Raw genomic sequence first — 7,380 nt, forward strand, 5'->3', positions numbered from 1 at the left:
TCTTGGCTTCATGCAACCCACCCGAATTTGCAAGAAATCGAAATCAAATGACTGGTTTTCTTGCAAATTGTACCAGCCAATATGCAACGAATCCGTATATGTGTCAGTGTGTTAGAAATACTTCAGGGCTGACTAATTAGAAATGCGTTCGATACATGACTCTGATTTAACTGCCGGACCAATAGCCGTAATCAGCCCCGGCCAGGCCGAGCTGGACGCTCAAGGTTTCCCGTCCGTGTCATACCCTATGATCACCCGTAACACATTAATTACGTTATTTCAGTAACGACTAAATAATTTGTATGATACCTCTGTGATTGCGCAAACCGATTATCCTGGTCTCCTTATGTAGATCGAAGTATGATAGAAGCCATGGATGAGCATCAGATACAACGCCACGCCTGCTATCCTACCAGTCGATTGGATATCATCAGTTAACGCGACAGACCCTAAAAACGGAAATAACCAACCATAGCAAGGATGCTATATGTCAAACCCACAATCAATTACCAAGGCGATCGATCGGAACTCTCTTGACTTAGTCGACTCTATCTTTCGCTTATCTTGGCTTCTGCCTAGAGCGTTATATAAAAATAAGCTCACGATACTAATGTACCATGGCGTACTACGCCAGGCGTTATCGGTGCCGGATTATTGCTTTATTACCGAGAGCGACTTTCGCGAGCAGATGGAATACCTAGCCAAAAATTGCCGTGTAGTAGCATTACCCGAAGCACTTCACGAACTGAAATCCGGAACCATAGATTACCCTACCGTATCTATTACTTTTGATGACGGTTATCAAAATGTCTTTGATGTTGCTTTTCCAGTATTGCGAGAGTTTCATTTTCCGGCAACAGTATTTGTAAATACCAGCTTTGTCGGAACCCCGAATACCATATGGTTTTGCCGCTTAATTCAGGCAATTAGCAATACGCTCCGGCCAACCCTAGAGTGGCGGGATTTTAAATTTGACCTGTCCACTGCGTATGCCAAAGCCGTGACTTCAAAAAGACTGCAATCGCACCTCAAAAAACTAGAGCATTGCGATTTGCTCGACCAACTCGAGGCAATTATTAATCAATTAAACGTCGATAACGGATTTCTTGATTCGTCAATGGATTTTCGAATCCTAGACCAGGAAGCCATCACCGCCATGATTAATTCTGGGTTGATTCAATTTGGGGCGCACACAGCGTCTCATTCAATTCTTACCAGGATTCCACTTGAAGCAGCACGCGATGAAATTGAAAAAAGCGTTCAATCGATATCCGATTTGACCGGGCAGCCTTGCCGGTTGTTTGCATATCCGAACGGAGGCCCTACGGACTACGATTACAAGATACTAACTATTCTCAAAGATTTTGGAATCGTTGCAGCGGTAACGACCATTCAAGGACCAAACACTGCACATACGCCTATGCTGGAACTTCGACGCTATGGTGTTCATCCACGTTTAACAAAAACCGCCTTCCGATGTAAGGTTCACCATTTACTTTCTAGTTCGAACGCTTAGGTGGGTTGAAAAACATCTGGCGCTAAAGAGATAAGCAGTTGCCAGGGGCGCCAGTCATGGTGGTGATCCCCGCTTCTTAGCTTATTTATTCATACACTACCGACCCCCTAATACGATCAAGCCTAGAATCCGGAATAAAAAAGGAATTGGGACTTCCGAACTGTCCGAGATAGAAATTCCCACTTTTGTACCTGTAATGTTTATAGCCAAGATCCTGAAGAAGGCAGAAAACCCTATCACCCTCTTTCACTCCTTCGATTAAGAGTATTGGGAGATGCCGCCTGATGGTTGAAATTCCCCCCTTAATTGCGTCGTACTCCCCCCCTTCTATATCTAGCTTGACGAAGAATGGTGAAAGCTCAAAGGAATCAAGCGTTTTAATCTCACATCTTAATTCAGCCACGTGCAGGTATTGCGGCTTGAATTTAAGCATAATGTCCTTTCCAACTGCGTTTATGGCTTGCTCTTTCTTGAACGAAGCTAACCCTTCAAACGCCAAGTCTCTATAGTGTGGCACGAAAAGATCGCATTCGCTGTTTCTATTGCCTAGCCCGTAGCTTTTTATCTCAATATTTAATTTATTGGCGTAAAGCTCCCCGAGTAGTTTAGCCAGACGCGGATTTGCCTCGAAAGAAATAATTTTAGCTTCTGGCTTATAAAGTAGTATTGACTCTATAGTTTGGCCATAGTTTGCCCCTACATCAACATAAACATCGCCTTCTTGCTCTGAAAAATAGCGAACTGCTTCAAAATCTTGTTCGTGAGGTCTTCTAATAATCTTTCTTGTCAGACGTTTTACATCGGCTTTATACTTATTACAATAAGGAACGCATAACTCAATCCATACCATTGTCTTTTTCAGGATGCCATTTTCCATATCATATTCTCACGGTCATTGTGATGCAATTTTTCGTCCATATATTCTGACATAACAATCACGATTAAATTCCTGATTATAATTCTCTTATGTCCTTTACAGCCTTAATAACAAACCACTTTACTTGATCGACGTTCAGATCTCTTAATTCGGGATGGAATTGGCTTCTATAATCTGCTCGATGCGGCACTATCACTATAGGTACTCTTTCTTAGGTAATTGTGCCGCTTCAACTGTGTATTTTGGTTGACAAAATACTCCGGAGATTCATCCCTAGGTAGGGCGCTTGCTTGATGACAGTAAATAGCTGTACCACAATGCTTCCATTTGTCCTGCCCGAGGGACAGCGTCCTCAAAAAAGAATCCCGTACTTGGTTCGATAGAAAAGCTATTGGGCTAGCTCATTCGGCATGGGTTTTTTCAGAAGCTCTTCATAAAGGGTTTCCAACTTCTGAACCTGATTTCGAACATTAAAACGCGCTTCAGCGATATCTCGCCCGCCCTCGGCCAGGCGCTGTGCCTCATTAGGAGCGCAGAGCAAACGAATACAAGCATTGGCTAAACCGATTTTGTCAGCAGGACTAACAAGCAGACCGTTCTTGTCGGGTTCTATCATTTCAGGAACCCCCCCGACACGACTCGCTACAATAGGCAAACCGCTCGCCATCGCTTCGGCTAACACTGTTGGAAGCACATCGTTGAGCGTTGGAAGTGCGAAAAGATCGCTACTCCTCAATAGATCCGGAACATCGTTGCGAGGGCCGGCAAATATGACGCGATCCGTTATGTTGTGCTTTGCGGCGAGCGACTTTAAGGTACTTTCGTAGGGCCCGGCGCCGACAACGAGATAGTAGGCGTTTGGCACAGATTTAAGGATATCGGGCCATGTCTCGATCAGGTACTGAATCCCCTTTTCCCGACGCAGCACCGCAACTGTTATAACCAATGCCGCGTTGTCCGGTATCCCGAGAGCCGTCCGCACTGAGACACGGTCGGCGCTATTGCGAGGGCTAAAGGATCTTGTATCGATTCCGTTATAGAGTACCGAAATCTTCTCTAGCGGCACGCGCCCTTTAGACACGGCATAATCCCCGACGGCTGCAGACACGGCGATAATTTTGTCGTGGAAGTGTCGCAGCGAGAACCATACGAGTTCGGTCCTACGGGTTTCCCTCGCGGTTGCATTTGGGTAAGCAAATGTATGCAAAGTATGTACAGTCGGGATACCAACGATTTTGGCGGCAATGCCGCCGTGCACGGTAACCGTTTCAAGTTGAGTGTGGACCAAGTCAATCTGATGCAGCCGTAGATAACGTACGAGCGACATCACGTTTATAAAATCGCGGATGCGCGGAACTGATATCAGATCCACCGGGATACCCAGCCGCTCGATCTCGGCGGCAACAGGATTTCCGTCCCGAACCCCGAAGACGCAAACGCGCGGCTCATATCGGTTTACATCAAGATGCTGCAGATAATTGACCAGCATCCTCTCTGCCCCCCCCATACCCAGGGAATCGATCAGAAACAGCACTCGATTAGGACGCGGGTTTGGCATAGCCGTTACCCCAACTGAAACTCGATTTTATGGCGCGGCGGCCCGTATAGGCCGCCTCATAGCCTCGAAGAATTATCCGCCCCAGCAGGCTTGAGGCAATCCATAAACGCTGATCCGTTCGCGTCGTGGAGGTCCATAACGACTTGTAAGATTCCTCACCACGAAGAAAGTCGAATTCGTTTGCGCCCTCATTAATCGCTTCTCGGATCGCATGCAACATGATTAAGGCACCTGGGCTGCAGTCGCTCCAAGCGGGATCATAGCCGGATTGGTAAAAGCTGAATTTGCCGCCAAACCTATAGCAATAGATGACTGCGATCACCTGTTCGCCGACGGCAAGCAAATACAGGCGAAGCCAGCCTTTGTCTAGGAAACGCTCGGCAACCTCCGTGTGAAACTCAATGGCTTGGTTTTGCGCGAAAGCTCCGGCGTTACCTTTCTGTTGTTGCCTCGCCTGATGCAGGCGCACAAGATCGTGCATGGCATCCGGAAGCTCTGTTTTACTTTCGATTATTCGATAACTGACTGGCCCAGTCGCTCGAGCCTGAAGCCGTTTGGCCTTGCGGGTGAAATTGTATCGACTTTGTTTTCCGATCGAACCCCAATAAGTATCCCAGGCGGCGGGGAGAGAAAGATAGGGACAGATCGAATCGATAGCCATGTGACTGGCATTAGGTCGATGCTCGATATCACTGAGGAATACCTTAACGAAAGCCGAGTTCGACTTCATGGCATCAAGCCGGACGAGATCATGCCCGACATGCTTTCCGAACAGGCAGTCGACGAAGGATGAAATTACGACGTCGTCGTAGCCTGGGCTGATAATTGCGTCGAGGTGGTCAATGACTCTGTCGCTACCCATGAACGATAATTGCCGCAAGCGCAGACCGTAGAGATTGATCGTGCGTAGGGCAAGCGGTAACAGGCCGACGAGTTGGCCATCAGCCCCCTTGCGGGCCGTTATTATCCAGGGCTTAAAACCCCCGCGGCCAAAGCACCGCCACCATGTGAACATCCACTCCCAAGTGAGAAATACATTTCCGAGCCCAGACTCTTCGAGTAGGGCGTTCCATTCCGATGCCAGTGCAAGAAAATTCTCTTCAGATTGAACGATCTCGATGTTTATCATCTTAGTGCCGTCCGAACTTGTTTAGCAGATGAGGTCGTCTTTGCGAGTACGCCGGGTCCTGAGGTGATTTTCTCGAATACCGTTAGCATTTCCCTGGCAACGGTATTCCAACAGTACAGTCTCTCGGAAATCGCTTTGGCATCGTCGCCCATTTTTTTAGCAAGACCCGGATCAGCCAAAATCTTACGAATAGCTTCCGCCAACGCAGGAGGAGAAGCCGGCGGCACGAGAAAACCCGTGCATCCGTCTTTTACCACCTCCGGGAAATTGCCGACTGAAGTCGCTATAACCGGCCGGCCAAAAGCATGGGCTATCATCAGCGGCCCACTTTGAGTGGCACTTAGATAAGGAAAGACCACAACCGTGGCGAGATGCATCAGTTCACTAACCGCTTGGTTGGGAATATAACGAATGTCGAAAATTACACGCTGCTCTATGCCTAGATCACCGGCCAATTCGCGTAATTCGAATACGTCGACCGATTGTGTCGGATAGCCTGCGACAACTAATTTAGTTTGATATTTATCGCTTTCTTCAATCAAGGCAAAGGCGCGGAGAAGATCGGGAACGCCCTTGCTCACCCGGAGATTGCCAAAGAACAATACGACCCGGTCAGAAGCTTCGATGCCATAACGTTCGGCTATCCCGGTATTTTGAGCCTGACTGAAGAACAGACTAGAAACTCCGTGCTGGATGATATGGACACGCTCGCGAGGAATGTCGAGTCTCGTTAAGAAGGGTTCAAGATTGATTTCGCCGTGAATAAACACAGCGGAGAACACCTTATATACAGTCTTCTCGAAGAGACTCATAACTTGATCTATCACAGCATTTATTCGAGACAGATTTGGATCTCGAAATTCATACTCATGGCAGACGTCCGCCAAGATCAGGCCATGGCGTTGGAGCTTCTGAAAAAACAGTGACACTCCCGGGAAGTAGAACCTTCCGAGAAGAACAACGTCGGGTTTTTGGGCAATAAGATAGTTCGTCAGATGAACCCATTGACCGAGTAATCGTGCAAACCGCAGCACTCTTCGGCCTGTCCGCCAAAATCGGCGCCATGCTTTCGCCATGATTCCGGGTGACGGTATCGGTACGGAGCGCGAGTCGACGACTTTCCACAAGTGCAATCTCGTTTCAACACGAAAATTATGTGGATAGCCGCTGAGTTCATAATCGTCCGTGGTCACTAAAGTGACGTCCGCTCCTGCATTCGCAAGTCCGGTGCATAACTCATAGGCATAGTGCACCAACCCTCCCTGGCCCGAAGGCTCGATTACAAATATCCTCATCTTGCTTCCTGCCTATATAAATATGTGTCCACAATGTCCCTATATGAGTATTTTTACAGTCAGAACTGCTCAAATGAATTTCAAATAGAAGTGACCTTCTATCGGCAGAGCCGTCCGTGTCGGCGCGAGATGCATAGAAGACAGCGAAGATAAGAGACTCGCCGTTGTCCAGGCATGACATAGTGAAATGGTCCAAGAGCTTCCCTGTGACGAGATATCCCGGCGTTTATAAACTGAATAAGCCGACACAATCGTGAGGGGCTGTATTTCGCGCCGGAGACGGGGGGGTGCGGGATGGCCCGGGAAGCCCTGCGGCTGCCGGTGGGGCGTACGCGAGCGTCGCGGGGAAACGGAGAAGGTGCGCTATCCATCGCCAGACTCCACAAGTCGAGATACCGTCCCTGAGCGTGCCGGGGGCCGCGGGTGGCGGCGGACGCGGTCGGTCCAACCGGCGGGCTCCACTATAGCAAAGAGTCGCGGAATCAGGGAAGACAAAATATCGTGAACCGCGTCCCCGTGCTTCTCGGAGCGCAAAATCGCTACGGATAAGCCTAAACCGGCGAGGCCGGAACCAACCGGCCTAAAGTCGTGATAGGTTATCCCGAGATAGGTGCGAATGAATTCGCACCTATCAAGTTATCTTGACGCCACAAATAATTTCCACGTTCTTTCACCGACCGTGTTTTCTTCAGGCATGGGCCCGCGTTAGTTTCGGCCGGCTTTGACTGATACCGTCCAAGGACCGCACGGTGTATCGGTCCTTCAAACAAATATTTGCCTGTTCCACGTACGAGACAGCTCTTGCTCTGTGCCTCGCGATAAGACAGCGGACATGACCCAACCGGTCTTCCGGATCGTCTCTATCTGTCAAGTCCCGCCTGTTTATAAACCTTCTTGCGAAAGAGATGGGGATGGGAGGTTTGCCAGTTTTTGAGAGCTTGAACGGGGGTGAGATGGCCCAAGGCCCGCTGTGGGATGTGCTGGTTGTAGAGGGCGACATAGCGG

Annotated in this window: 5 protein-coding genes and 1 pseudogene; 1 reads left to right on the plus strand and 5 read right to left on the minus strand. The window is 48.8% G+C overall.

The window, feature by feature from the left end; genetic code table 11:
* Positions 1 to 487: 487 nt before the first annotated feature.
* Entirely contained in the window at positions 488 to 1,516 is a 1,029-nt protein-coding gene (locus VEB01_RS04280) for a polysaccharide deacetylase family protein (RefSeq protein ID WP_324873127.1), read from the plus strand.
* 85 nt (positions 1,517 to 1,601) lie between these two features.
* Here the strand turns inward: VEB01_RS04280 and VEB01_RS04285 are convergent, their stop codons facing one another.
* The 5 genes and pseudogenes from VEB01_RS04285 to VEB01_RS04305 form a co-directional block, all read right to left on the minus strand.
* A complete protein-coding gene (locus VEB01_RS04285; protein WP_324873128.1) occupies positions 1,602 to 2,393 on the minus strand; it encodes an FkbM family methyltransferase in 792 nt (263 codons plus the stop codon).
* 388 nt (positions 2,394 to 2,781) lie between these two features.
* Positions 2,782 to 3,951, minus strand: a complete 1,170-nt coding sequence (locus tag VEB01_RS04290) for a glycosyltransferase (RefSeq protein ID WP_324873130.1) — start codon at positions 3,949 to 3,951, stop codon at positions 2,782 to 2,784.
* Positions 3,932 to 5,080, minus strand: coding sequence for a GNAT family N-acetyltransferase (locus VEB01_RS04295; RefSeq protein ID WP_324873132.1), 1,149 nt, complete (start codon positions 5,078 to 5,080; stop codon positions 3,932 to 3,934). The genes VEB01_RS04290 and VEB01_RS04295 overlap by 20 nt, the downstream gene beginning before the upstream one ends.
* Entirely contained in the window at positions 5,077 to 6,333 is a 1,257-nt protein-coding gene (locus tag VEB01_RS04300; protein WP_324873133.1) for a glycosyltransferase family 4 protein, read from the minus strand. Before VEB01_RS04300 ends, VEB01_RS04295 begins: the two co-directional genes overlap by 4 nt.
* 902 nt (positions 6,334 to 7,235) lie before the next feature.
* A pseudogene (locus VEB01_RS04305) lies at positions 7,236 to 7,380 on the minus strand (IS481 family transposase); the annotation flags it as partial.

The sequence above is a fragment of the Methylocaldum sp. genome (assembly GCF_035627495.1).
In the GTDB taxonomy this organism is placed as follows: Bacteria; Pseudomonadota; Gammaproteobacteria; order Methylococcales; family Methylococcaceae; genus Methylocaldum.